A 22,022-nucleotide genomic window follows, 5' to 3' on the forward strand; every position below is an offset into this window, starting at 1 on the left:
TGTTGGTTTTTATTATGTTAGGAATTAGCATCCCATACTGCGGGTGAAACTGGCATAAAAGAAGTTAAAAATGACAAAAAAAACCATTCAGATCGGCATCGTTCATTATCCGGGTGCACTGTTGTCTGCAGTTCAAGGGATGGCCGAGCAGTTTTATCTGGCTAATACCATATGTCATCAACAGGGGTGTGAAGGTGTTTTTAATACCCATATTTTTGACGGCTTGCAGATCAATCAGGGCGTAATTGATGACACAGCACCGATGCAGGTAGTTATTCTGCCGCCCTGTCTGGATGATAGCTATTACCTTAATCCAGAGCCGAGGTTGCTGGACTGGCTGACAAAACAGCATCAAAACGGTGCCATTATCTGCTCTGTTTGTGCCGGAGCCTTTGTGTTAGCCGAGACCGGTTTGCTGAATGGCCGCCGGGTCACCACACACTGGGCATTGGCTGATGAATTTGCCAGTCGCTTTCCGCGGATCGGGCTCGACATCAATAAGCTGCTGATCAACGATGCCGATATCATTACGGCGGGCGGGTTAATGAGCTGGATTGATCTGGGGCTGGAACTGGTGGCGCAGTTTACCAATTCGCAGATCATGCGTCAGTTGGGGCGTTTTCTGATTGTGGATACCGGCCCGCGGGAACAGAGCTACTACAGGCGTTTTACGCCCAAACTGGATCATGGTGATGAAACGATCATTCGGGTTCAGCATCAGCTGCAGCGAGATTTCCAGAAGACCGTGGTAATCAGGCAGCTGGCGCAACTTTCACACCTGACCGAACGGACTTTCCTGAGGCGTTTTGTCAAAGCCACGGGTCTAAAACCGACCCAGTATCTGCAGCAGCTGCGTATTCAGAAGGCCTGTGAGCTGATTGAAACCAGCGGCACATCTATTGAGCGCATCGCCACGGAAGTGGGTTATGAAGACCTAGGTGCCTTTCGTAAAACCTTTATCAAGATCACCGGGCAAACGCCTAAGGAGTTTAAAAAACGTTTTGTGCGTTAAGTGCATTGGGCACAGAAGGCTGCTGCCGAGATGACTAAAGCCGGCCCTCCCGTGCCAGTCGCCGGGTTACCCAGCGATGATATAACCAGCTCACCCAGGGCCGGATGAAGGGTAAACCGATCAGCCAGCCCAGCAGACGATATGCCGGTACGCGCGCCATCAAGACCCGGTAGGCATCCAGCTCTGACAGGATCTCTCCCTCGGCGGTGCGAATATGCAGCTCAGTTAACGCCCTATGTGGATCAATGCCTAGTGAACACAGCTCACTCTCGCGACCCGTGATATCAAACCACTCAATATCAGCCCCGCTACCCGGATCTCTTTTTTCATAATTCGCCCGGTCCCGAACACAGCGGGGACAGGCACCGTCGTAGAACACGGTGATTTTGTTGTCAGGGTTTGGCATGGCAAAGCCTCGTTTTCGACTCTGTGACTATCACCATTTGATGGCAAGAGCGGTCCTGCTTTACTACCAAATTGGACATTAACTTACAGCATCGAGTGCCATGCTTTTTGTTTGTATTGGCAGGTAAAGGAGTAAAGCCTGACAGTATGGTTTTAATCATGGGTGGAATCTATTCGTTTATTTCGATAGTTTCGTTTATTTCGTTTGTGCTAAGCTTCTCTACATAAGCTTCGCTTTTTATGCGATGAAGCAACAAGGAGTATTGGTTATGTCTGCCCAAAAAATAGTCCAATTGCCTACCCAGGCAGAGGTAGAGCAAGCCAAAATATCAAGCCGCACATTGTCCAAATATGCAGATGTGGATCGGGTGCAACTTTCACTGCGAGGCAGCAATGGTGAATCAGACGATTTAGTGCTGCCGGGTCATGTCTTACAGGTTTTGTTGGATGTACTGGCGGAGGTGTCTAAAGGTAATGCCATCAGTTTGATACCCCATCATCAAGAGGTAAGTACTCAAGAGGCTGCTAACTTACTCAATGTAAGTCGTCCCTTTCTGGTGGGGCTGTTGGAAAAAGGTGAAATTCCATTTCGCAAGGTAGGCGCCCATCGTCGAGTGTTATTAAATGATGTACTAACCTACCGGGAACGGACTGCACAGCTTAGAGAGCAGGCTTTGGACGAGTTGGCGGCCCTGTCTCAGGAAGAGGATATGGGGTATTGATTTCCATTGAGTAAATTTACCGTTATATACGATGCCTGTGTGCTCTATCCCGCCCCCTTGCGGGATACGCTCATGCGGCTGGCATTAACGGATCTGTTTAAAGCTCATTGGACGGAAAAAATACATGAAGAATGGATCGATGCTTTACTCCGCCAAGGCAAATTTACGCGAGAAGCTCTGGAGCGAGTACGGGATTTGATGGATGCTCATGTCAAGGACGCCAAAGTAACTGGATATGAGTCTTTAATTGAGACGTTACAGCTCCCCGATCCTGATGATCGCCATGTATTAGCCGCAGAGATTCGTTGTGGCGCTGATGCGATCGTCACATTTAATATGAAAGATTTTCCACCAGATGCTTTAGAGCCATATGGGATTGATTTGTTACACCCGGATGATTTTATCTACTACCAAATCGATATGGCGCCTGCTATTTGCTGTTCGGCGATTAAAAAGCAGCGTATGGCGTTAAAAAATCCACCTGTCGAAGTGGATGAATTTTTGGCAACACTACAAAAGCAGCAATTACCCCAGTCGGTTTCCAAGCTGCGCGAGTTTTCTGAATTTCTTTAATTCTTCGGTTCCTGGTACCAGAAGCAGCAAACTGCTTTGAGCAGTACGGCAACTGGTCAGAACCACCGAAACCAAAAGGACAGCAAGGGCTGTTTTAAGCAAGCAGATTACAAAGAGAGTTCTCATGGCAGATACAGCAAATAAGCTGCAAACCATAACAGTACCAATCCATGATAAGTGGGGAAAAGATCCATTCCCTGACTCCTATACATGCATGGTTGACGCGAATATGGGCGAGGCTTGGAAGCGTGGAGACGATGGAGCCATTTGGGTTAATCAGACTACTGGGCAGTGTTACAACCCTGTCGATGGGCCAAAGACAGAATGGTATCGGGTACCTTATTCTGAAAAAATTTTAGATGAAGAGGTAGGTAAGACAGACTGGCTAGAGGTGCCACTGTAGAATTTATTGAACTGTAGGGAAGCATCAGAGAGGAAATTATTCGAGAACCCTAATGCCAAAAAATGCGTAAATCTGTGCCAAAAATGGCGCGACGTTACAATGGCGCGACGTTACAACCGCATCGGCGGTTCTCATCCGGTCTTTCGCACAAAACAAAAAGCCCCGCTGATAGCGAGGCTTTAAAGTTGGTGCCCGGAGGCGGAATCGAACCACCGACACGAGGATTTTCAATCCTCTGCTCTACCGACTGAGCTATCCGGGCAACTCAAGTGGCGCGTATTAAACCGTTTCAGCGGTTTAGTGTCAAGCGCCTGATAACAAAAATTATTTTGATGGAGGTACGTAGCCTTCAGCCTTTTCGAAGTCCTCGCCATCCATGAACTTTTCCATCTCTTCTGACAGGAATTCGCGGGTTTTCGGATCCATCAGGCTGAGGTGCTTTTCATTGATCAACATGGTCTGGTGGTCGGTCCATTCCTGCCATGCCTGCTTGGATATAGTGTCAAAAATAAGCTGACCCTTAGGGCCGGGATAGGGTGGGCGTTCCAGCCCTTCCAGTTCCTGTTTGTATTTGCGACAAAAAACGGTGCGGCTCATCTAAATCTCCAGCCTTAAAGCGGGTTGTCGGGCCAATTGCTGCAGCAGTTTTTTGACTGGTGCAGCCAGACCCACGTTCTGCGGTTGCCGTATGTTATACCAGAGCAGCGGCCCCGCATCCATGACACAGTCTGTAGGGTCTTTCAGTCGGCCAAGTACCGGGGTGATATCGAGATGGAAATGACTGAAGGTGTGACGCATAGGTGTCAATGGCTGCAGTGATTCCTGGATCGCCTCCAGACCTGTTTCTTGGTGCAGGTCGCGCAGGTCTGTGGTTTCCGGCAGGCTCCATAAACCGCCCCATAAACCACTGGGCGGACGCTGATACAGTAACACGGTGTCTTCTGTGTCGTTCTGCAGTAGCAGCATGTAAGTCTGCTTTACCGGTAAGGTTTTTTTCGGGCGTGGTGCCGGTAGCTCTCGGGTACGGTTTTGCTGATAGGCCTGACAGTCTGCTTGCAACGGACAGCTGCCACATTGGGGTTTGCCTCGGGTGCAGAGGGTGGCACCCAGATCCATCATCGCTTGGGTGTATTCGCCAACACGCTGTTGCGGTGTGTTTTGCTCGGCGTACTGCCAGAGTGTTTTCTGGTTGGCGGTGCTGCCGGGCCAGCCTTCAACCGCATAAAAGCGGGTCAGTACCCGTTTGACATTGCCATCCAGGATCGGTGCCCTTACCCCACGGCTGATGGAGAGGATCGCTCCGGCAGTAGAGCGGCCGATGCCAGACAGTCGCTCCATCGCGTCTACGGTGTCAGGAAATTCGCCATTATGTTCTGCGACCAATTGTTGCGCGGCTTTATGTAGATTGCGGGCGCGGGCGTAATAGCCGAGGCCGGTCCAAAGGTGCAGTACTTCGTCCAGCGGGGCATCGGCCAGACTGAATACATCTGGGAAACGCGTCATGAAACGCTGGAAATAAGGAATCACAGTGGTGACCTGGGTCTGCTGCAACATGATTTCAGAGATCCAGGTTGGATAGGCTGATTTGTCTTGCTGCCAGGGCAGATCATGGCGGCCGTGCTGATCGAACCAGGCCAGCACGGCGCTATTGAACTGGGAAGGAGTCATTAGCGGCCAAGTAGCCCCTTGAGTTTATCGCCCAGTTTGTTTTCCAGTTCTTTGTTGAGTTTTTCTTCAACCTTAGCCTTGGCTTTTTCTTTCACTCGTGCCTTGAGGGCGTCAGTGATAACACTCAGATCAGGTTTACACATCTTCTGCGGTGGTGTGGCAAAACCGCCTTTACAGTTAATGGGAATCTCAACATTTTCCAGTGCATTCGGGAAAGAGCAGGTTTCCTTGAACAGGTTTTTCTCTACTTTGAAGCCCAACCGGTAATCCAGAGTTTGCTTAGGCAGATTGACCAGTCCACGACCATTCAGTGCCATGGCATCCAGTTGCGCCGTCAGGTCCTGGCTGTTGATTACGCCGTTGGTGATCGGCAGGGTGGCGCTAATGTTAGCGAACGGAGTCGAGCGGTCTACTTCCTGGCTGTTTATGCCCAGGGAGCTGACGTTGTTCATCGCCTGACAGACGCTTTGTGCAGCATCAATGCCTTTAATTTCACCGTCGGATAGCTTAATGCTGGAGCTGCCGGTAGCGGTGTTAACAAAGTCATACACCGAGTTGCCTCGGGTAGTGATATCCGCCTGCGCGTTGAGGGTACCGGTAAGTTGGTCGACCTGCGCCAGAGCAATCAGCATACTGCCCATATCGATGCCGCTGATGTTCTTGCGTACCCGCAATGAAGGTTTGGCATTGCGCAGATCAAGCTGAACACTATTACGCAACTGCCCCTTGTACATATCCGCATTCAGTTTGCTGGCGTTAATAACACCACCACGAGCATTGACGGCCAGATCGATATTGCTGATATCCAGTCCGCTGACTTTCAGGGTGCCCAGCGCCAGGGTGCTATCCAGGTTCAGAGGTTTGAGGGCTTCAACCGGAATGACCGGCTCTTTCGAGTAGGTCTCTGGCACGCCTGCCACAGGTTTGCTGGCGGGTTTGCTATCAGTCGCGGGTGGTAGATAACGATCGGCATCCAGACTGTCGCCTTTCAGGTTGAGACTGATCGCTGAGGTGCCCAGATTAAAGCCTGCATTACCCGTAAAGGTGGTGTCATCCAGTTTCAGGGTCAGGCTTTTGGCGTTGACGGTATTGGCCGCGCCACCCAACTCGGCTTGCAGACTGATCTTTTTCAGCACGTCCGAGTCAGTGGTTTCCACCTTGGTCTGGCCCAGAGCAGCCAGCAGCTTATTCAGGTCAAACTCTGCCAGATTCAGGTTACCGCTGATGACCGGGTTATCGAAGTCGGCTACCTTCAGGTTGCCGTTGGCAGTCAGGTTGGCTAATGCCAGTGTCAGATTGCTGACCTCTGCCTGCTGCTTGGCCAGGTCTGCTTTTACATCTGCTTGCGTGGAGAAGCTCAGGCTGTTGCCAGCCAGCGGTTTGCCGCTGAGGGTCAGTGCTGAGTCGAGGCCTTGCAGCTGGTAGAGCTGTTGCTCTAGGTCTAGCAAAATCTCTGTTTTGAGTTGGCTGACCACCTTAACCTGGCTTTCCCCCTGTAGTTTCTGTTCCAGGGTAAAACCAAGCTCCAGCGGGAAAAATGCGCCGGTGACCACCTGGCCGGAAGTGAGGTTCAATTCGGTGATCAGGGCTTCCATGCCGCTGGTCAGATCCTGATAACTTATCCGGCCTTGCTTCACCTCGATGCTTTCAATATCTAACGCCAGGGCTCCACCACCGGCACTCTCTGCCGCATCGGGCTTGGTTTTGGCTTGGGTTGCGCTGCTGGAGGCACTCCAGTTATTGCTGCCATCTTTGTTTTGCACCAGGGCCAGATTGAGTCCATCGATCAGGACACTCTTCATCTCGACCTTGCCGGAGAAGAGCGCCAGGAGTTTTACTGAAACTTGGGCCTGCTGCAGACTGGCCAGTTGCGGTTTGCTCGGATATTTAACATCAATCTGGTTCACTTCCAGCCCGAGCCAGGGGAAAACCGACCAGCCGATGTCGCCGTTGATCTTCAGTTCGACACCGCCCTTATCAAGGGCTGCCTGCTCGATCTCGGGCTTGTATTCGTTGGGGTCAAAAAAAGCACCGAGAATGGCCCCGCCGGCAACAACCAGAATAAGGACCAGTGCTGCGAACCCGGCAACAATCTTGAGCAAAACCTTCATTATTATCTCCTTGGTATAAACCTTGTTGTCTGAGCATAACCAGAATCGTTTAATTTTCAATGTAATCCGAGCATCGCTTTGACTGTTAGTGGGTCGGTAAGTGCATGGTTACAGGGATGGTTGTATAATTCCGGCTTTGATTCAGTTAGCGGGAGAACAACATGGCAGAACGTACCGCCAAGGTAAGCCGGGATACTCTGGAAACCCAGATTACAGTTGCTGTGAACATTGATGGCACTGGCAAGTTCCGTGCAAAAACCGGCGTGCCCTTTCTGGAACACATGATGGAACAGATCTCCCGCCATGGCCTGATCGATCTGGAGATTGATGCCAAGGGTGATAACCACATTGATGATCACCACACCGTGGAAGATATCGGCATTACTCTGGGACAGGCATTTAAAGAGGCAGTGGGTGACCGTAAGGGCATCAACCGCTACGGCTACGCCTATTGTCCATTGGATGAAGCTTTGTCACGCGTGGTGGTAGATTTCTCCGGCCGTCCTGGTCTGGATATGAAGGTGGAGTTTACTCGTGCCAGCATTGGCAAACTGGATACTCAGCTGTTTTGGGAGTTCTTCCAGGGCTTTGTCAATCATGCCGGTGTTACCCTGCACATCGACAACCTGAAAGGTTTTAATGCTCACCACCAGGCGGAAACGATCTTTAAAGCGTTTGGCCGCGCTTTGCGCCAGGCACTGGAATTTGATCCGCGTGCCAGCGGGGTGATGCCATCCACTAAAGGGTGCCTCTGATCAATGGCAAGTGTTGCAGTAATTGACTACGGCATGGGCAACCTGCACTCGGTTGCTAAAGCGTTGGAGACGGTTGAACCCGGTGTTGACGTTCGGGTGACTGCGGACCCCGCCCAGGTGGCTAGCGCCGACCGGGTGATTCTGCCTGGAGTCGGCGCAATCCGCGATTGCATGGCCGAGATGCTTAAGCTTGGCGTTGACCGTGAGGTTGCTCAGGCGATCAGCTCTGGTAAGCCGTTTTTGGGTATTTGTGTAGGTATGCAGGCTTTGATGCAGTGCTCTGAAGAGAACGCAGGTGTTGATTGTTTGTCTCATTTTCAGGGCCAGGTTGAATATTTTGGTGCTGATCTGCAGGAAGATGGTGAGCGCCTGAAGGTGCCGCATATGGGCTGGAACAAGGTATCTCAGTGCATTGATCATCCGTTGTGGGCTGGCATTGAGCAGGATAGCCGGTTCTACTTTGTGCACAGTTATCAGGTTCAGGCTGAACAGCGCGCGCTGGTGGCGGGTACCTGTCACTATGGCATCGACTTCGATGTTGCCTTAGCGCGCGATAATGTGTTTGCTGTGCAGTTTCACCCGGAAAAAAGCTCCAAGGTGGGTCTGCAGCTATTGAAAAATTTCCTTAATTGGGACGGCAAGCCCTGATTGTCTGACCACACCCACATGATTTAAGAGGTTCTAGCATGGCGCTGGCAAAACGCATCATTCCCTGTCTGGATGTGGAAAACGGCCGGGTAGTTAAAGGCGTTAACTTCGTCGATATCCGGGATGCCGGTGACCCGGTGGAGGTTGCCCGTCGGTACGATGAACAGGGTGCTGATGAGATCACCTTCCTCGATATTACAGCGACCCATGAGGGCCGTGACACCATGGTGGAAACAGTGGAACGCATGGCTTCCCAGGTGTTTATCCCACTGACAGTGGGGGGCGGCATCCGTAGCTGTGAGGATATTCGCACCATGCTGAATGCCGGTGCTGATAAGGTATCCATTAATTCTGCGGCGGTAACCAACCCTGACTTCGTCCGTGAAGCTGCCGAGCGTTTTGGTTCTCAGTGCATCGTGGTGGCAATTGATGCCAAGAAGGTTTCGTCTGAGGGTGAAACCAATCGTTGGGAGATTTTCACCCATGGCGGTCGTAAACCCACCGGCATTGATGCAGTGGAGTGGGCGCGTAAAATGGTTGCGCTGGGTGCCGGGGAGATTCTGCTGACCTCGATGGATCAGGATGGGGTGAAAAAAGGCTATGACATCCAATTGACCCGGGCCATAAGTGACGCCGTCACGGTGCCGGTGATTGCCTCGGGAGGGGTGGGTAATCTGGATCACCTGGTGGATGGCTGTATTGCCGGTAAAGCGGATGCTGTGTTGGCAGCTTCAATCTTTCACTTTAATGAATACACTATTCCGCAGGCTAAGGCTTATATGCGTGAACGTGGCATTGAAGTGCGGTTGTAAAACATTAACGAGTAAGCCAAAGGCCGTCAAAGACGGCCTTTTTTAGTCCGCTAACGTGGCGTATCGCAATAATTTGCAGACCCTCTATCTCGGTTGGCCTCAAATCATGTCGAGTATGGCCTGTACCAGTTTGCTGATACCGATATCCGCTTCGGCTATGGAGCCCGCCAGCATGTAAGCCGGTGTTGTTACCACCTTATGCTCACTATCGATCACGATGTCGTCAACAGCGCATAACTTATGCTTGCCGCCCATATGCATAATGGCCGTGGCGACACCAGCGTCGTTGCCTACGGTGCAGGTTATACCTTTACCCACCAAAAGTGGTGTCAGTGCCGGGGCAATGCAGATGAGGCCAATGGGTTTGCCTGCTCTATGCACGGTTTTGGTGAAAGCCTGCACGGCTGGGTCGACCTGTGCTTCAGCCCCCTTCAGGGCGAAGTTGGAAAGGTTTTTGGCGGCACCAAAACCGCCTGGAATAATGACTGCGTCGTAGTCATCCGGATCGGCTTCAGCCAGATCAATAATCTCACCGCGGGCCAGCCTTGCCGCCTCTTGTAGCACATTGCGCTCAGCATCAGGTTCCGGTTGGCCGGAGGCGTGGTTGACGACATGAAGTTGGTCAATATTGGGTGCTATACACTGGTATTTTACCCCCGCCTGACTTAAATGCAGCAGGGTCAGAACCGTTTCATATATCTCAGAGCCGTCATATACGCCGCAACCAGATAGTATTACAGCAACTTTTTTCATTGTTTTATTGTCCCTAGTCCGTCTGACCGAAATCCCGCAAAGCGATGTTCCGTGTCATAATTACACCAAGAAAGAGTACGATAAGATGTTTTCCCGCGCTACGCGCATAAAGTCGATTGCCGTCATGAAACGGTCATCAAGGTTTTGTTTAATTCTGCCCAAAATAGGGAGTGCCTGTGTCCTTTAATAACAGCCAGCGTTTTTATCCGGAAACCCGGATGCGCCGTATGCGAGCCAATGATTTTTCCCGTCGCCTGATGCGCGAGAGTCAACTCAGCCCGGACGATCTGATCTATCCAGTGTTTGTCATAGAAGGTGAAAACGCCACTGAACAGGTTGCTTCTATGCCGGGCGTACAACGTATGAGCATAGATCTGCTGGTGCAAGAAGCCAAACTGTTGGTTAGCCTGGGTGTTCCGGCGATGGCGTTATTTCCGGTGACCCCGGGCAGTGCTAAATCGGAATTTGCCGAAGAAGCCTACAACCCGGAGGGTCTTGCCCAGCGTGCGGTTAAGGCAATCAAAGACGCCTGTCCCGACATGGGTGTGATGACCGATGTGGCGCTGGACCCGTTTACTACCCACGGTCAGGACGGGATCATTGATGACTCGGGTTATGTGCTGAATGATCGTACTGTTGATACGCTGATTAAACAGGCCGTCTCTCATGCCGAAGCGGGTGCCGATATCGTGGCACCCAGTGACATGATGGATGGTCGAATTGCCGGTATTCGCGATGAGCTGGAAGGGCATGGTTTTGTCAACACATTAATCATGGCGTATTCGGCTAAGTATGCTAGTGCTTACTATGGCCCATTCCGCGATGCAGTGGGTTCTGCCGGGAATTTAGGTAAGAGCAATAAGTACAGCTACCAGATGGACCCGGCCAACAGTGATGAAGCCCTGCATGAGGTAGCACTGGATTTGGCAGAGGGTGCAGATATGGTGATGGTAAAGCCGGGCATGCCTTACCTGGATATCGTGCGTCGGGTGAAAGATGAACTTAAAGCGCCCACCTATGTGTATCAGGTGAGCGGTGAATATGCCATGCATATGGCGGCGTTTCAGAATGGCTGGCTAGATAAGGACAGCGTTATGCTGGAATCGCTATTGGCGTTTAAACGCGCCGGTGCTGATGGCATCCTGACCTATTTTGCTAAGGATGTTGCACAGCTACTAAACCAATAACCGGTTGGCGTTGAGCGCCAACATAACTGGCAGAAAACGCAGATGACAGAAGTAACCTCTGAATCACTCAGTCATGAGTCTGGTGAGCTTGATCCAAATGCTGCGGCTGCCGCACTGCTGGAAAGCCGTGAAGTGGTATCCATCACCGAACAGGAGGTGGAAGAAGCGCCGGTAGACCTGAAGGCAGCAGAGCTTTATATCAACCGCGAACTGAGTCATCTGCAGTTTAATATCCGGGTGCTGGAACAGGCGCTGGAGGAGAAGCATCCGCTGCTTGAACGGCTGATGTTCCTGTTGATCTTCTCCAGTAACCTGGACGAATTCTTTGAAATTCGGGTCGCCGAACAGATCACCCAGCTCAAGTATGGCCGTGAAGTGGTGGGTCCAGATGCTATGCACCCGAAGAAGGTGTTGGAGCGGATCAGTGAGATTTGCCATGCTACCGTCGATCGCCAGTATAAAATCCTCAATGAAATTCTGTTCCCGGCCATGGAGCTGCAGCAGATTCACTTTTTGCGTCGGCGTGACTGGACTGACGCGCAGCGTGATTGGGTCAGTAAATATTTTCAGGAAAAAGTCGTACCGGTGATCAGCCCGGTAGGGCTTGATCCTTCTCACCCCTTCCCCCGGCTGGTCAACAAAAGCCTGAACTTTATCGTCGAGCTGGATGGCAAAGATGCTTTTGGCCGCCAAACCGGGTTAGCAATTATCCCAGCTCCGCGCTCCTTGCCTCGGTTGATACGCCTGCCGGATGAACTGTGTGAGGGCGGTGATAACTTGATTTTCCTCTCCTCCATCATCCATGAGTTTGCGGAAGAGCTGTTCCCCGGTATGACGGTGAAGGGCTGTTTCCAGTTTCGTATCACCCGTAATGCTGATATGAGCTTTGATGTGGAAGAGGTCGAGGATCTGGCCAATACCCTGCGGGGTGAGCTGCACTCACGGAAATTTGGTGATGCGGTGCGACTGGAAGTGGATAACCGGACACCAGAAGAGCTGATTGGCTTCCTGCAGCGGGAATTCAAACTCGACGAAAGCCAGACTTACCGGGTAGACGGCCCGGTAAATCTGACCCGACTGATGGCGGTGCGTGAGCTGGTGGAGCGCAATGAGCTGCGCTGGAAACCATTTTCGCCCGGTGTGCCGGGTAAGTTGAAAGCCTCGGATACGGTGTTTGATGCGCTGAAACAGGCGGATATGTTGCTGCTGCATCCGTTTCAATCGTTTACGCCGGTGGTTGATCTGCTGCGCCAGGCCGCTAAAGACCCGGATGTGGTGGCGATCAAACAGACGCTGTACCGTACCGGGGTGAAATCCGACATCGTCAATGCACTGGTGGAAGCCGCCCGCTCTGGTAAAGAGGTGACGGTAGTTATTGAACTGCGGGCCCGGTTTGATGAAGAGAGCAATCTGCATCTAGCATCCAGACTGCAGGAGGCCGGCTGCCTGGTGGTATATGGCGTGGTTGGTTACAAGTGCCATGCCAAAGCAATGCTGATTGTGCGTGAAGAGGGTAATGAACTGGTGCGGTACTCTCATCTGGGTACCGGTAACTACCACTCAGGTACGGCTCGTTTATATACCGACTACAGCTTTCTCACCCGGGATCAGGATATTGGTGAAGATGTGCACAAAGTCTTCCAGCAGTTGACCGGAATGGGCAAGATCCAGAAACTGAAACGCTTGCTCACCGCGCCGTTTACCCTGTACAGCCGCATGATTGAGTTAGTGCGCCGCGAAACTGAACTGGCCAAGGCGGGTAAGCCGGGGCATGTCATGGTCAAGGTTAACGGACTGACTGAGCCGAAGATGATTCGGGCGCTGTATGAAGCATCGGCTGCCGGGGTCAAGGTGGAGCTGATCATTCGGGGTATGTGCCGTTTAAGACCAGGTATTTCCGGATTGTCAGATAATATTCGGGTGCGCTCCATCATCGGCCGTTTTCTGGAGCACACCCGGGTGTATTTCTTCGGTAATAACGGCAAGCCGGAGGTGTTCTGCTCCAGTGCAGACTGGATGGAACGTAATATGCTGCACCGGGTAGAAACCGGCTTTCAATTGACCGGCAAGCATGCTGAGCGTATCAAGAAAGAACTCGATTGCTATATGCAGGATAACTGTGAAAGTTGGGAGCTGCATGCCGATGGTAGCTATATCCAGAGCAAGCCCGGCGAGGGTGAAGAGGCCTTCTCTGCGCAGCAATATCTGCTGGATACTTACGCCAAGTGATCAGGGCTCTGTGGGGCCTGGCAGCAAGGGCGCGTAGCCAGTGCGGTAATCCGGGAATTTGAATTCGTAGCCAGTGGCCTTGAGGCGCGCGTTGCTGCAGCGTTTGCTACCGGCGCGCCGAGCCAGATGGTGCTCAGTCACTGTGACCTTCAGTTGCTTGGCCAGCCAGTGGGTAATTTCCTGCATGCTTACCGGGCAATCATCACTGGCCAGGTAGATCTCTTCCAGTGGCAGACCCTGCCGCCAGCGGTTGATAAGGTGTAGTAGTACGCCGGCACAATCATCCCGGTGGATGCGGTTACTGAAGTGTGTTGGCGACTCCGGTGCTACCTTGCCGGCTAACACGCTGCTCAGTAGATGGTTGCGGCCAGGGCCGTAAATGCCACTGAAGCGGACAATGGTAGCGGGAATGGAGTGCTGCAGCAGTTGTTGTTCCGCCTGCAGCATCAGTTGACCACGAAAGCCGGTGGGCTGGCAGGGGCTGGTTTCATCCACCAGACCATGATTATCCTGATGATATACGCCGGTACTCGAGGTAAAGAATATCTGTTTCGGTGTCACCGGCAGGGCGCTTAACAGGTTCTGCGGACCGTCAACATAGGCGCTGCGGTAGCCCTCCTCCCCTGGTGCCGAAGTGGCCGCGCTATAAACTAGCAGATCACAGCTTGACAGAATGCTGAGTGATAGTTTCAATTTATCAGGTTGAGACAGGTCTGCGGAGATGCCCTTAATCTCTGGCGGCAGTTTGCTAATGTCACGTCGCAAGCCATACACTCGATGGCCATCGGCAGCCAACTGGCGTCCCAGGGTAGTGCCCACATCGCCACAACCGGCAATCAGAATGGTCAGTGATTCAGACATGTTTATACCTCTACCTAATTCAGCGCTCGATAATAACAAAGGACTGCAGGAATGACTCTTACCGAACTGCGCTACATTGTAACTCTGGCCCGTGAGCAGCATTTTGGTCATGCTGCCGAGAAGTGTTACGTCAGTCAGCCGACCCTGTCCATCGCGGTTAAAAAACTCGAGGAAGAATTGGGTGTTGCGTTGTTTGAGCGCAGTAAGAACTCTGTCAGAGTGACACCGGTGGGTGCCAAGGTGGTGCAGCAGGCGCAACGGGTGTTGGAGCAGGCGGAAACCATTAAGGAGTTGGCGCATGAGGGTAAAGATCAGCTGAAAAGCCCGTTACGGGTTGGTGCAATCTATACCATCGGTCCCTATTTGTTTCCCCATCTGATTCCTCGGGTGCAGGCCTTGGCACCCCATATGCCGCTGTATATAGAGGAAAATTTCACAGAGAGCCTGCGTCTTAAAATTCGTAATGGTGAGCTGGATGCGGTGATCTTGGCATTGCCATTTAATGAACCGGATATAGTGACCCGGCCGCTGTATGACGAATCCTTCGAAATGCTGATGCCTAAAGAGCATCCTTGGGCCAATCGTAAGGAGATTGACAGTGAACTGCTGCCGGAGACACCGCTGTTGTTGCTGGGAGAAGGGCACTGCTTCCGAGATCAGGTACTTGAGTCCTGTCCTACTCTGAACCAGACCCTGCATGACCAGCACACGATCACCGAGGGTAGTTCACTGGAAACCATCCGCATGATGGTCAGTTCCGGTCTGGGTTGCTCGGTATTACCGGTATCTGCACTACAGGTAGAGCGAAAGAATGACTTGGTTGTCTCTCGGCCATTCAAGGCGCCCGGGCCAAAACGCACCGTGGCAATTGCCTGGCGTGCCAGTTTCCCCCGTCCTCAGGCGATTGATGTGCTGATCAATGCGATTGGTAAATGTGGGCTGGCTCAGGAGACATGAGCCAGACGCTTGCTGATATTCCTGTTAGTCGTTTGAAAGGGGTCGGTGCCGCACTGTCGCTAAAGCTTGAGCGGCTGGGTATCACGACCCTGCAGGACCTGTTGTTTCATCTGCCGCTACGTTATCAGGACCGTAGCCGGGTGGTGCCGCTGGGGGCTTTGCGACCGGGGGATGAGTGTGTCATTGAAGGTGAAATTAAACTCTGTGACATTCAGCATGGCCGCCGTCGTAGCCTGTTATGCCGGTTACAGGATGGCACCGGCTCCGTCACGTTACGGTTTTTTCATTTTTCCGCAGCACAGAAAAATAATCTGGTGGCAGGCAGCCGCCTGCGCTGTTTCGGCGAAGTCAGGCCGGGGCCTGCCGGGCTGGAGCTGGTACACCCGGAATACAGCCGGGTGGCCGATGATGAATTGCAGGCGGCTGAAGAATATCTAACCCCGGTATATCCAACCACTGAAGGTCTGCATCAGGCACGCTTGCGTAGCTTGCTGCAGCAGACGATTGCACAGCTGGAAATCGGCGAAATTATAGAGCTGATTCCTGCGCCGTTACGGCGAAACTGGCAGTTCCCGGCGTTGCGGGATGCGTTGCTGTACCTGCACCGCCCCCCGGTGGATGCGGATCAACACCTGTTGCTGGAGGGTATGCATCCGGCCCAGCGCCGGCTGGCATTCGAGGAGCTGCTGGCGCACCACCTGTCCCTGATGAAGTTGCGCCAGCAAACCCGGCAAATTGGCGCGCCGGTGTTGCCGCCTGCGCAGCAACTGGTGCGGGCTTACCTGCAGCAGCTGCCGTTTCCGCTGACGGCTGCCCAGCAGCGGGTGACCGAGGAGATTGGTCGCGACTTGGCACAACCCAGCCCTATGTTGCGTTTGGTACAGGGTGATGTTGGTTCGGGTAAAACCGTGGTGGCAGCTCTGGCCGCATTGCAGGCGGTGGAAAACGATTACCAGGCTGCGATTATGGCCCCAACAGAAATTCTTGCGGAACAGCACTTCATCAATTTCAGGACCTGGCTTCAGCCGCTGGGTATCGAGGTTGCTTGGTTGGCGGGTAAGTTAAAAGGCAAAGCGCGTCAGGCACAACTGGAGGCGATTCAATCCGGTCGTGCCAAGGTGGTTGTGGGTACCCATGCCTTGTTTCAGGATGATGTGATATTTGCCCGGTTGGGGTTGGTGGTGATTGATGAACAACATCGGTTCGGGGTGCATCAGCGCTTGTCATTGCGGGAGAAAGGCCGGCAGCAGGGTCAGGTGCCGCACCAATTGATCATGACGGCAACGCCAATTCCCCGGACCCTGACTATGAGTGCCTATGCTGATCTGGATTGTTCAGTCATCGATGAACTTCCGCCGGGGCGCACACCGGTCAATACAGTGGTGATAGACGATGGTCGACGTGATCAGGTTATCGCCCGGGTCCGTGCTGCCTGTACCGAACAACGGCAGGTTTACTGGGTCTGTACTCTGATAGAAGAGTCTGAGGTGTTGCAGTGTCAGGCCGCGGAAGTGACGTCCGAGGTGCTACGTGAAAGCTTGCCAGAATTGCGTATCGGTTTGGTACATGGACGCATGAAACCGGCGGAAAAAGCTGCGGTGATGCAGGCGTTTAAGCAGGCGGAGCTGGACCTGCTGGTGGCGACAACGGTGATTGAGGTTGGCGTGGATGTACCCAATGCCAGTGTGATGATTATTGAAAACCCGGAGCGCCTTGGCCTGGCTCAGCTGCACCAGTTGCGTGGTCGAGTTGGTCGTGGCTCAGTCGAAAGTCATTGTGTTCTGATGTACCATGCGCCGCTCTCACGCCAGGGGCGTGAACGTTTAAGTGTGATGCGTGAAACCAGTGATGGTTTTCGTATTGCCGAGAAAGATCTTGAGTTGCGAGGTCCCGGGGAAGTGCTCGGTACCCGGCAGACGGGCATGATGCAATTCCGCATGGCTGATCTGCAGCGTGATGCGGATCTGCTGACTCGTATTCGTACCCTGGCAGACCCTATGCAGCAGTGGCCTGAACAGGTGGATCTATTGATCCAGCGCTGGTTGGGTCATGCAGAACATTATGGCAATGTCTGATGAGCCTGATTACTCCAACGGCTGAACAGTTTGAAACTATCCGCCAGCAACTGGGACGCGAGCCTCGTGGTCTGGCCGGTATTGCTCTGGCGTCGACGGCGGGGATACCGCTGGTTTTGCAGATGCGCTCGTTGGTGGACGACCAGCCTTTTCCAACCCTGTATTGGCTGAGCAGTCGTGAGCTGTACCAGGCCATCGCCGAGATTGAAACTGCGGGTGCCGTTAAACAATTAGAACAGGCGTTGCAGAGCGATGCCGCTTTCATGGCGGAACACTTGGTAGACCAGCAACGCTACGTTGATCTGCGCTGGCAACTGATGACCAGCCAGGACCGGCAGCGGATTGCGGAGCTTGGTTTCACGTCGTTATTTGACCAATACGGTATTGGCGGAATTCGTCACTGGGATAAGATTCGTTGTCTGCATATGCAATATGCGTTTCACACAGTGGCGGGTAGTGCGGTTGGACGGCGGCTGGATGAGCTGTTTCAGCTGGACCAGTTGGCCTGCGAGAGCTGATAAGGCAATAAAAAAGCCGATCATATGATCGGCTTTTTTGTGTGGTTGGGGCGGGCCGTTATGCCTGACCGGTCAGCTGTTTGTACTTATCCATCAGCTGCACTTCGCTTTCCACGTGATCCGGGTCTTTAGGAATACAGTCAACCGGACATACTTCCACACACTGTGGCGTATCGTAATGGCCAACGCACTCGGTGCATTTGCCCGGGTCAATTTCATAAATTTCGTCACCGGGAGAGATTGCCTCATTAGGGCATTCCGGCTCACATACATCACAGTTGATGCATTCGTCAGTAATGATCAATGCCATGTTGGCTACCTCACTTTTCTATCTATGGTTACCGGCCATGAAGCTGTTGTAATGCTTCGGCAACCGCCGGATGTACAAACTTGCTCACATCTCCGCCTAGGCTGGAGATTTCGCGTATCAGCGTGGAGGAAATAAACGACAGGTGTTCTGCCGGTGTCAGGAATATACTTTCCACGCTGGGTGCCAGATGTCGGTTCATATTGGCGAGTTGAAACTCGTACTCAAAATCCGAAACCGCACGCAGGCCACGCAGTATAATATTTGCATTCTGCTCTTGCAGTAATGTTGCCAGCAGGCAGTCAAAGCCAATAATCTCTACATTATCGAGATTACCCAGCACTTCCTGACAGAGCTGAGTGCGGCTTTCCAGCGGCAGCATCGGTTGCTTTTTCGGGCTGGCGGCAACGGCCACCACAACACGGTCAAACAAACGACTGGCCCGATGTATCAGATCAGAATGGCCGTTAGTTATCGGATCAAACGTACCTGGATATACTGCAGTATTCATATCGGGTTCACAGAGGCTGGTGTCTGCTTAACATACTAGCAAATGTGCAAGCGCGGAATATTAGCCGAAATGGCAAACGCGCACAAACACTATAATTCAAACTGCTAACGACAACCAGTTATAAGAAAAGTTTTTTATATATTTATTTGGAATAAAATAGTAAGGAAATTTTGCCATGCCCGTACGAATTTTAGGTGTTTTTGTGCTGCTATGTGGCTGTTTGTCAGGCTGTCAGGCGCTGCAACGAGTTGATCAGGGCCTCTATCAGGTGGCGGAAGCGGTCAGCGAAGAGGACCGGGTGACCGGACGCCGCTCGCTGAGTTTGGCGGACCGGCAAGCCCAGATCGAAGCGGGCAATGCTTATGTCGAGCAGGTTATTGCACAGGAGCAAAAAGCAGGGCGTGGCGTCAATGCACAGGTTAATAAGGTGCAGTATCAGCGATTGCTGCAGGTGTTTGACCGGGTGCATCGTGTTTCGCACTTGAGTGAGGAACGTTGGCAGCCGATTTTGGTTAACAACACGCAGTTCAATGCTTTCACGACCGGCGGTACCTATATTGTGGTGTTTTCCGGCCTGATGGATAGCATTACAGACGATGCTGAACTGGCGGCGGTGGTGGCGCATGAGATTGCGCATACGGTTGCTAATCATGCTTTTGAGCGCCGCAGCATGAGTCAGCTTACGGCATTAACGGGTTCAAACTCTGCCCGGCGCAGTAGTTATCAGGCGGCTTTTACCCATGAAAACGAGCGTGAGGCAGACCGTATCGGCATTCTGTATTGCGCGTTGGCGGGTTATGACCCACTGGCGGCAAGCCGCATTTGGCAGCGAAAATACACGGAAGAGGGTAATGCCCGGGCGCTGTTCAATCATGACCACCCGGTTAATGCCGAACGTTACGCTGAGGCGAAAGCGGTGGCTGAAGCGGTGAACCCTTACTACCGCAAGGGGCAGATCAACCCGGAGGCAGGCAGTTTGTTGCAAAACAATGTTTTATGGCAAAAGCAGCAGGGTACCACTGCCGGAGAGGGTGGTGGTTTGGCGGCACTGCTGGGGACTGCACTGGGTGCTTATGTGGATCATGAAACAGCGAAACAGGAAGAGCAGCGTCAGGCGGCCCGCAGTCAGTTTGTGAAAGCCGTTGAGGCCAGTTTGAAGCTGGAGTCTGCACAGCAGCGAGAGCCTCATTTGCTGGAAACCCGCTGGCGCTATCAGGCGCGACAGCCAGTCCTGAAAAATGTTGTGATGGGGCTGATGGTGAAGCGTGACGACAAACTCTTGCGTTATGTGGCGCATGTTGAAGGCAGTGTAAACCCGGGGCAGGTATTTGTTGCCCGGTTTCGCCTGCCGGATGACCTGAGTGTGGAAGAACTGAAAAAATTGCCGGGCAAATACTATCTAGATGATGCGCTGCCACGCTAGTCCTGAGGGGTGGGCTGCTCGCGCAGGTAGAGTCGGTAGCTGACCTGCCCGGCCTGCTTGCTGCGGTGTTCGCGCCAGTGGGCGGGCACCACTCTCTCGGTCAGATCGGATTCGGTTTCGACATAGATGATGGCGTTGTCGGCCAGCAGATTATGCTGTTCGAGTAGCTCGCAGCAGGGTTGGATCAGCCCCTGCCGGTAAGGCGGGTCCATAAAAACCAGATCGTAGCGTGGTTCCATATCGGTGATGCGCTGTTGTAACCATGTCACCACAGAGGCTTGTATCACTTCGCCGTTATCCGCCTTTAATTGTTGGAGATTGCTTTGCAGCATGCGGCAAGAGGTGACTTCCCGGTCGATAAAGGCGCAGGATGCCGCGCCTCGGGATAATGCCTCCAGCCCCAGTGCGCCACTGCCGGCAAACAGATCCAGACAGCGGGCGTCATTAATAAAAGGCTGTAGCCAATTAAACAGCGTCTCTCTGACCCGGTCGGGTGTTGGTCGTAAACCGTCCACTGATGCAAACTCCAGTTTTCTGCCCCGCCAGTTACCAGCGATGATGCGTAAGCTGGACGTCGGGGTTTTATTCGGTGTGCGGCGTGCCGGGTGGTGACGAGCCATAGTGGGTTTCCTGATCAGTGTGGCGGCAGCAGGATGCTAAATTGGGCGCGACTTTGCAAGGCGGCTTTCACCCCGGCAATAGCCAGCTGCACATCCAGTGACTTTAACTGATCGATGTCCTGCTCTAGCTGGTCGGGGGGGAATTGATAGCGGCTAAGTTGAGTCAGCTGCAGGTGGCGTGTGAGCGGCTGCCGGGCATCCTCCTGCCACTGGGTGATGAGCCCTGCTCTGCTACTTTCAAGTTGCTGCTCGGTTGCTGCTGCCTGTAGTTGCTGCAGTATCTTGGCGGGATGTTGCTGGCTGTGCAGCAGGATGGCGCGGTAGCCTGCTTCGCCACCGGCGCGGAACAGCAGTCGGTAATCAAGCTGTTGTTGCTGGTGGTAGTTGGCGAGCAGGTCCTGCAATGTTTGAATTACCCAGCGTTGCATCAGGTAAGTGTCCGCTTGGCGTCCGGGTAAGCTGCTACCGAGTAACAGGTGAAAATTTTCATCCTTCGGGCTGCCAGTGATCTGGGCCGCTGGTGTAAACCGGTCAATATCCGATCGTTTGGTGCTGACAATGCTTAAAGGTGGGAGCTGCTGACTGGCTTGCTCAGCCCCATCGCCGCTTAGGCTGATCGCGGGTGAATTCATGCTGTCTGCGTAGCTGGGGACAAGCATTTCCAACAGTGGTATTGAGGGTGCCGGAAACTGACCTAAAAATTGCTGCAGCAATTGCGACTCAGTGGTTTGGTTGTCCAGGTAGGCTTCTGCTTTTAGTGTTTCCAGTGCAGAAGCCCAGCGCAGCGGATCCACAGGTTTTCGCAGGGCCGTAAGCATTGCCGTCAGCGGTGGAGCGCTTTGTTCTGGTAACCAGCTAAGGGTTAATGCAAGGCCGTCCAGTTGTTGAGACAGGCCATAACTGAAATCCGGGTGTGTAAATGGCTGTAGCCGTTGCCGCATGATCTCTAACATCAGTTTGTGCAGCAGAGTCTGCTTGGGATGCAGGGCCGGGGGTGTGGCAAACGTCAGCGTTAACGTCAGTGGTGCTTCGGGCTGCTCCAGCCAGTAGATGTTGCGCTCAGAGAGTCGGTTTATTTTGCCTGGTTCGGTCGACTCCGGGCCCATTGAAGTGAGTACCACAATAGCTATCAGGCAGAACCAGATCAGTGCTGTAAGGTATTTGCGATTGAAGATGGGACGATAGCCGTCAGTCATGGCAAAGATAGTCGCGAGCCGGGAACACTATGATAAGATACCAGACTTTATCAGGTGGTGCTGCTGTGCCGGTTAGCTCCTCTTTAGAGCGTCTGGTGTAGCGATGGAGATACAGCATGCAAACGGTGTTTTTCTGGTTTCAGTCTAATGGCTGGGGTTCCGGTTGGATTGCTCTGGCTGGAGGGCTGTTTAGTCTTGCGTTGTTAGCCGCCATTTTTCTCTATGTAAATCGGGACGACTTTATCTGAGTGGCTCCCCCTGTCTTTTGGCCAATTC

Annotated in this window: 24 protein-coding genes and 1 tRNA gene; 14 read left to right on the forward strand and 11 right to left on the reverse strand. The window is 52.8% G+C overall.

What is annotated here, in order from left to right; translation table 11 throughout:
• Nucleotides 1-70: 70 nt before the first annotated feature.
• Nucleotides 71-1,012, forward strand: a complete 942-nt coding sequence (locus tag ACFVYJ_RS06990) for a GlxA family transcriptional regulator (protein ID WP_419414725.1) — start codon at nucleotides 71-73, stop codon at nucleotides 1,010-1,012.
• Between the two features lie 34 nt (nucleotides 1,013-1,046).
• On the opposite strand, the gene ACFVYJ_RS06995 is transcribed toward ACFVYJ_RS06990, so the two are convergent.
• Entirely contained in the window at nucleotides 1,047-1,418 is a 372-nt protein-coding gene (locus ACFVYJ_RS06995) for a thiol-disulfide oxidoreductase DCC family protein (protein WP_419414724.1), read from the reverse strand.
• 268 nt (nucleotides 1,419-1,686) lie between these two features.
• Here ACFVYJ_RS06995 and ACFVYJ_RS07000 point away from each other — a divergent pair, with 268 nt between their 5' ends.
• From ACFVYJ_RS07000 to ACFVYJ_RS07010, 3 genes are all read left to right on the forward strand, one after another.
• A complete protein-coding gene (locus ACFVYJ_RS07000) occupies nucleotides 1,687-2,139 on the forward strand; it encodes an excisionase family DNA-binding protein (protein ID WP_419414723.1) in 453 nt (150 codons plus the stop codon).
• A 6-nt stretch (nucleotides 2,140-2,145) separates the two neighbouring features.
• Nucleotides 2,146-2,712 (forward strand): PIN domain-containing protein, encoded by a 567-nt coding sequence (locus ACFVYJ_RS07005; RefSeq protein WP_419414722.1) that lies wholly within the window; start codon nucleotides 2,146-2,148, stop codon nucleotides 2,710-2,712.
• 124 nt (nucleotides 2,713-2,836) lie between these two features.
• Complete coding sequence (locus tag ACFVYJ_RS07010) at nucleotides 2,837-3,115, forward strand: hypothetical protein (protein WP_419414721.1); 279 nt, start codon at nucleotides 2,837-2,839, stop codon at nucleotides 3,113-3,115.
• Nucleotides 3,116-3,301: 186 nt separating this feature from the next.
• On the opposite strand, the gene ACFVYJ_RS07015 is transcribed toward ACFVYJ_RS07010, so the two are convergent.
• The 4 genes from ACFVYJ_RS07015 to ACFVYJ_RS07030 form a co-directional block, all read right to left on the reverse strand.
• Nucleotides 3,302-3,377: transfer RNA gene (locus ACFVYJ_RS07015), tRNA-Phe, on the reverse strand.
• A 62-nt stretch (nucleotides 3,378-3,439) separates the two neighbouring features.
• The gene (locus ACFVYJ_RS07020) at nucleotides 3,440-3,712 is read right to left on the reverse strand and encodes an oxidative damage protection protein (protein ID WP_419414720.1); all 273 of its coding nucleotides are present in this window, start codon (nucleotides 3,710-3,712) and stop codon (nucleotides 3,440-3,442) included.
• Entirely contained in the window at nucleotides 3,713-4,783 is a 1,071-nt protein-coding gene (gene mutY, locus ACFVYJ_RS07025; RefSeq protein ID WP_419414719.1) for an A/G-specific adenine glycosylase, read from the reverse strand.
• On the reverse strand, nucleotides 4,783-6,894 hold the full coding sequence (locus ACFVYJ_RS07030) for an AsmA family protein (protein WP_419414718.1): 2,112 nt from the start codon (nucleotides 6,892-6,894) through the stop codon (nucleotides 4,783-4,785). The genes mutY and ACFVYJ_RS07030 overlap by 1 nt, the downstream gene beginning before the upstream one ends.
• Before the next feature lie 161 nt (nucleotides 6,895-7,055).
• Between ACFVYJ_RS07030 and hisB the strand changes: the two genes are divergently transcribed.
• Genes hisB through hisF form a run of 3 tightly spaced genes read left to right on the forward strand, consistent with a single transcriptional unit; the run spans nucleotide 7,056 to nucleotide 9,109 of the window.
• Nucleotides 7,056-7,649 carry an imidazoleglycerol-phosphate dehydratase HisB gene (gene hisB, locus ACFVYJ_RS07035; protein WP_419414717.1) on the forward strand — a complete coding sequence of 198 codons (594 nt, stop codon included), beginning with the start codon at nucleotides 7,056-7,058 and terminating at the stop codon, nucleotides 7,647-7,649.
• 3 nt (nucleotides 7,650-7,652) lie between these two features.
• A complete protein-coding gene (gene hisH, locus ACFVYJ_RS07040) occupies nucleotides 7,653-8,297 on the forward strand; it encodes an imidazole glycerol phosphate synthase subunit HisH (RefSeq protein ID WP_419414716.1) in 645 nt (214 codons plus the stop codon).
• Between the two features lie 38 nt (nucleotides 8,298-8,335).
• On the forward strand, nucleotides 8,336-9,109 hold the full coding sequence (hisF, locus tag ACFVYJ_RS07045; RefSeq protein ID WP_419414715.1) for an imidazole glycerol phosphate synthase subunit HisF: 774 nt from the start codon (nucleotides 8,336-8,338) through the stop codon (nucleotides 9,107-9,109).
• A gap of 99 nt (nucleotides 9,110-9,208) precedes the next feature.
• Here hisF and elbB read toward each other — a convergent pair whose 3' ends face one another.
• Entirely contained in the window at nucleotides 9,209-9,862 is a 654-nt protein-coding gene (gene elbB, locus ACFVYJ_RS07050; protein ID WP_419414714.1) for an isoprenoid biosynthesis glyoxalase ElbB, read from the reverse strand.
• A gap of 176 nt (nucleotides 9,863-10,038) precedes the next feature.
• On the opposite strand from elbB, the gene hemB reads away from it, so the two are divergent.
• Both hemB and ppk1 read left to right on the forward strand, forming a co-directional pair.
• A complete protein-coding gene (gene hemB, locus ACFVYJ_RS07055; RefSeq protein WP_463255081.1) occupies nucleotides 10,039-11,049 on the forward strand; it encodes a porphobilinogen synthase in 1,011 nt (336 codons plus the stop codon).
• A 42-nt stretch (nucleotides 11,050-11,091) separates the two neighbouring features.
• Nucleotides 11,092-13,278: a polyphosphate kinase 1 gene (gene ppk1, locus ACFVYJ_RS07060; protein WP_419414713.1), complete on the forward strand. Its 2,187-nt coding sequence runs from the start codon at nucleotides 11,092-11,094 to the stop codon at nucleotides 13,276-13,278.
• Here the strand turns inward: ppk1 and ACFVYJ_RS07065 are convergent, their stop codons facing one another.
• Nucleotides 13,279-14,139 (reverse strand): SDR family oxidoreductase, encoded by an 861-nt coding sequence (locus ACFVYJ_RS07065; protein WP_419414712.1) that lies wholly within the window; start codon nucleotides 14,137-14,139, stop codon nucleotides 13,279-13,281.
• A gap of 51 nt (nucleotides 14,140-14,190) precedes the next feature.
• Between ACFVYJ_RS07065 and ACFVYJ_RS07070 the strand changes: the two genes are divergently transcribed.
• Genes ACFVYJ_RS07070 through ACFVYJ_RS07080 form a run of 3 tightly spaced genes read left to right on the forward strand, consistent with a single transcriptional unit; the run spans nucleotide 14,191 to nucleotide 17,689 of the window.
• Nucleotides 14,191-15,096, forward strand: coding sequence for a hydrogen peroxide-inducible genes activator (locus ACFVYJ_RS07070; RefSeq protein ID WP_419414711.1), 906 nt, complete (start codon nucleotides 14,191-14,193; stop codon nucleotides 15,094-15,096).
• Nucleotides 15,093-17,171: an ATP-dependent DNA helicase RecG gene (gene recG / locus ACFVYJ_RS07075; protein ID WP_419414710.1), complete on the forward strand. Its 2,079-nt coding sequence runs from the start codon at nucleotides 15,093-15,095 to the stop codon at nucleotides 17,169-17,171. Before ACFVYJ_RS07070 ends, recG begins: the two co-directional genes overlap by 4 nt.
• Nucleotides 17,171-17,689 carry a DUF501 domain-containing protein gene (locus ACFVYJ_RS07080; protein ID WP_419414709.1) on the forward strand — a complete coding sequence of 173 codons (519 nt, stop codon included), beginning with the start codon at nucleotides 17,171-17,173 and terminating at the stop codon, nucleotides 17,687-17,689. Before recG ends, ACFVYJ_RS07080 begins: the two co-directional genes overlap by 1 nt.
• A gap of 58 nt (nucleotides 17,690-17,747) precedes the next feature.
• On the opposite strand, the gene ACFVYJ_RS07085 is transcribed toward ACFVYJ_RS07080, so the two are convergent.
• Entirely contained in the window at nucleotides 17,748-17,999 is a 252-nt protein-coding gene (locus ACFVYJ_RS07085) for a YfhL family 4Fe-4S dicluster ferredoxin (RefSeq protein ID WP_419414708.1), read from the reverse strand.
• A gap of 28 nt (nucleotides 18,000-18,027) precedes the next feature.
• A complete protein-coding gene (coaD, locus tag ACFVYJ_RS07090) occupies nucleotides 18,028-18,507 on the reverse strand; it encodes a pantetheine-phosphate adenylyltransferase (RefSeq protein ID WP_419414707.1) in 480 nt (159 codons plus the stop codon).
• 175 nt (nucleotides 18,508-18,682) lie between these two features.
• Between coaD and ACFVYJ_RS07095 the strand changes: the two genes are divergently transcribed.
• On the forward strand, nucleotides 18,683-19,930 hold the full coding sequence (locus tag ACFVYJ_RS07095) for a M48 family metallopeptidase (protein ID WP_419414706.1): 1,248 nt from the start codon (nucleotides 18,683-18,685) through the stop codon (nucleotides 19,928-19,930).
• On the opposite strand, the gene rsmD is transcribed toward ACFVYJ_RS07095, so the two are convergent.
• Both rsmD and ACFVYJ_RS07105 read right to left on the reverse strand, forming a co-directional pair.
• Entirely contained in the window at nucleotides 19,927-20,550 is a 624-nt protein-coding gene (gene rsmD, locus ACFVYJ_RS07100) for a 16S rRNA (guanine(966)-N(2))-methyltransferase RsmD (RefSeq protein WP_419414705.1), read from the reverse strand. The two genes, ACFVYJ_RS07095 and rsmD, sit on opposite strands and share 4 nt — an antisense overlap.
• 14 nt (nucleotides 20,551-20,564) lie before the next feature.
• Complete coding sequence (locus ACFVYJ_RS07105) at nucleotides 20,565-21,746, reverse strand: hypothetical protein (protein ID WP_419414704.1); 1,182 nt, start codon at nucleotides 21,744-21,746, stop codon at nucleotides 20,565-20,567.
• A gap of 116 nt (nucleotides 21,747-21,862) precedes the next feature.
• Here ACFVYJ_RS07105 and ACFVYJ_RS07110 point away from each other — a divergent pair, with 116 nt between their 5' ends.
• Nucleotides 21,863-21,994: a hypothetical protein gene (locus tag ACFVYJ_RS07110; RefSeq protein WP_419414703.1), complete on the forward strand. Its 132-nt coding sequence runs from the start codon at nucleotides 21,863-21,865 to the stop codon at nucleotides 21,992-21,994.
• Nucleotides 21,995-22,022: the final 28 nt, after the last annotated feature.

It is taken from the genome of Pontibacter sp. JAM-7, assembly GCF_048548695.2.
In the GTDB taxonomy this organism is placed as follows: domain Bacteria; phylum Pseudomonadota; class Gammaproteobacteria; order Pseudomonadales; family Balneatricaceae; genus Neptuniibacter.

Excerpts from the sequence above, each read along its gene's own strand:
- ACFVYJ_RS07020 (WP_419414720.1), bottom strand. The coding sequence starts at position 3,712 with ATGAGCCGCACCGTTTTTTGTCGCAAATACAAACAGGAACTGGAAGGG.
- hisH (WP_419414716.1), top strand. The coding sequence starts at position 7,653 with ATGGCAAGTGTTGCAGTAATTGACTACGGCATGGGCAACCTGCACTCG.
- ACFVYJ_RS06990 (WP_419414725.1), top strand. The coding sequence starts at position 71 with ATGACAAAAAAAACCATTCAGATCGGCATCGTTCATTATCCGGGTGCA.
- ACFVYJ_RS07085 (WP_419414708.1), bottom strand. The coding sequence starts at position 17,999 with ATGGCATTGATCATTACTGACGAATGCATCAACTGTGATGTATGTGAG.
- hisB (WP_419414717.1), top strand. The coding sequence starts at position 7,056 with ATGGCAGAACGTACCGCCAAGGTAAGCCGGGATACTCTGGAAACCCAG.
- rsmD (WP_419414705.1), bottom strand. The coding sequence starts at position 20,550 with ATGGCTCGTCACCACCCGGCACGCCGCACACCGAATAAAACCCCGACG.
- hisF (WP_419414715.1), top strand. The coding sequence starts at position 8,336 with ATGGCGCTGGCAAAACGCATCATTCCCTGTCTGGATGTGGAAAACGGC.
- ACFVYJ_RS06995 (WP_419414724.1), bottom strand. The coding sequence starts at position 1,418 with ATGCCAAACCCTGACAACAAAATCACCGTGTTCTACGACGGTGCCTGT.
- elbB (WP_419414714.1), bottom strand. The coding sequence starts at position 9,862 with ATGAAAAAAGTTGCTGTAATACTATCTGGTTGCGGCGTATATGACGGC.
- mutY (WP_419414719.1), bottom strand. The coding sequence starts at position 4,783 with ATGACTCCTTCCCAGTTCAATAGCGCCGTGCTGGCCTGGTTCGATCAG.
- ACFVYJ_RS07095 (WP_419414706.1), top strand. The coding sequence starts at position 18,683 with ATGCCCGTACGAATTTTAGGTGTTTTTGTGCTGCTATGTGGCTGTTTG.
- ACFVYJ_RS07110 (WP_419414703.1), top strand. The coding sequence starts at position 21,863 with ATGCAAACGGTGTTTTTCTGGTTTCAGTCTAATGGCTGGGGTTCCGGT.
- ACFVYJ_RS07070 (WP_419414711.1), top strand. The coding sequence starts at position 14,191 with ATGACTCTTACCGAACTGCGCTACATTGTAACTCTGGCCCGTGAGCAG.
- ppk1 (WP_419414713.1), top strand. The coding sequence starts at position 11,092 with ATGACAGAAGTAACCTCTGAATCACTCAGTCATGAGTCTGGTGAGCTT.
- recG (WP_419414710.1), top strand. The coding sequence starts at position 15,093 with ATGAGCCAGACGCTTGCTGATATTCCTGTTAGTCGTTTGAAAGGGGTC.
- ACFVYJ_RS07105 (WP_419414704.1), bottom strand. The coding sequence starts at position 21,746 with ATGACTGACGGCTATCGTCCCATCTTCAATCGCAAATACCTTACAGCA.
- ACFVYJ_RS07010 (WP_419414721.1), top strand. The coding sequence starts at position 2,837 with ATGGCAGATACAGCAAATAAGCTGCAAACCATAACAGTACCAATCCAT.
- ACFVYJ_RS07080 (WP_419414709.1), top strand. The coding sequence starts at position 17,171 with ATGAGCCTGATTACTCCAACGGCTGAACAGTTTGAAACTATCCGCCAG.
- coaD (WP_419414707.1), bottom strand. The coding sequence starts at position 18,507 with ATGAATACTGCAGTATATCCAGGTACGTTTGATCCGATAACTAACGGC.
- ACFVYJ_RS07065 (WP_419414712.1), bottom strand. The coding sequence starts at position 14,139 with ATGTCTGAATCACTGACCATTCTGATTGCCGGTTGTGGCGATGTGGGC.
- ACFVYJ_RS07030 (WP_419414718.1), bottom strand. The coding sequence starts at position 6,894 with ATGAAGGTTTTGCTCAAGATTGTTGCCGGGTTCGCAGCACTGGTCCTT.
- ACFVYJ_RS07000 (WP_419414723.1), top strand. The coding sequence starts at position 1,687 with ATGTCTGCCCAAAAAATAGTCCAATTGCCTACCCAGGCAGAGGTAGAG.